The sequence below is a fragment of the Rahnella sp. P4_A8 genome (genome assembly GCF_056402435.1).
The window spans coordinates 1-1,588 of record NZ_JBFUHK010000216.1 but is presented as its reverse complement, the minus strand read 5'-3'; the positions used below and the strand labels follow the sequence as shown (position 1 = coordinate 1,588).

The following is a 1,588-nucleotide window of genomic DNA, read 5'->3' as shown; positions in this document are numbered from 1 at the left end:
GCATATCAATATCATAAATAATGGAGAGGTTATTGCCTCCCCATTATTTGAAAACCAGCAAGCGGATAATTTATTTTTTACAGCAAATTACGCAGAAACCACATACCCCATCACGCGCTTCCAGCCGACCGTTTTTTTCTCAATATACACACCCTGCAATTCTGGGGAGAAACCCGGCAGCAGATTGATACCTTCTTCCAGCGCCATAAAATAGCGCTGAACCGCCCCGCCCCACAGTTCGCCCGGCACGACACATAGCACGCCAGGAGGATATGGCAGCGCGCCTTCCGCAGCGATACGGCCTTCGGCATCACCAATTGCCACCAGCTCGATGTTATCGCGGATAAACTCGTTATGCGCATCCTGCGCATTCATCACTACCTTCGGGAAACTCCTCTCACGGAACATCTCTTTCTGTAACTCTTTCACATCAAAGCTGACGTAGAGATTATGCATTTCCTGGCACAGCTGGCGGATGGTGTAATTCCGGTAGCGGTCTTCGTTTTTGCGATACACCGTCGGCAGCACTTCGCTGAGCGGCGCATCTTCTTCGATGTATTGCTCAAACCGCACCAACTCTTCCACCAGTAACTGCATTTTGGCCGGTGTTTCCGCCGGGGTAAGCAGGAACAAAATCGAGTTCAGGTCACATTTCTCCGGCACGATGCCATTCTCGCGCAGATAGTTCGCCAGAATGGTCGCCGGTATGCCGAACTCCGTGTATTTACCGCTGGAAGCATCAATGCCCGGCGTAGTCAGCAGCAGCTTGCACGGATCAACGAAATACTGTTTCTCGGCATAACCGTCGAAGGCGTGCCAGCGTTCACCCGGCACAAAATCAAAGAAACGCACATCGTTGGCCATTTCATTGGTTTCATGATCCTGCCAGCGTTTGCCGCCGACGGTTGGAGGAACGAACGGTAAAATCATCGAGCACTGATCAAGCAGCATTTTGCGGGTTTCGATGCCGAGCTTCACGCACTCCATCCACATGTGTTTTCCGCTGCCACCGGCATGAATGCGCGCATTGACGTCAAGCGCGGCAAACAGCGGATAAAACGGGCTGGTCGAGGCATGCATCATAAACGCATTGTTGAGCTTTTTATGGCTGCAATGACGCTTCTGGCCTTTGATGTGATTGTCTTTTTTGTGGATCTGCGAGGTCTGCGAGAATCCGGCCTGCTGCTTATGTACCGACTGCGTAACGATAATGCCAGGGTCATTTTCGTTCAGCTCCAGCAGCAGCGGCGAGCATTCTTTCATCATCGGGATGAATTGCTCGTAACCGACCCACGCGGAATCAAACAGGATGTAATCACACAGATGACCGATTTTATCGACCACCTGACGCGCGTTGTACACGGTACCGTCATAAGTACCAAGCTGGATAATCGCCAGGCGGAACGGACGTTTTTCAGTCGCGCGATGTGGCGCCACTTCTTTGATTTGTGCTCGCAGATAAGTTTCATCGAAACAAGCCGCATCAATGCCGCCGATAAAACCGAACGGATTACGTGCTGTTTCGAGATAAACCGGCGTAGCGCCCGCCTGCAACAGCGCACCGTGATGGTTTGATTTGTGGTTATTA

At 51.4% G+C, this 1,588-nt stretch carries 1 protein-coding gene; it reads right to left on the bottom strand.

Features of this window, described 5'->3' with window-relative positions:
• Positions 1 to 87 precede the first annotated feature (87 nt).
• Positions 88 to 1,588: ornithine decarboxylase (speC, locus tag AC1DUO_RS24840; protein WP_477989318.1), on the bottom strand; the 1,501-nt coding region annotated here is incomplete at its 5' end.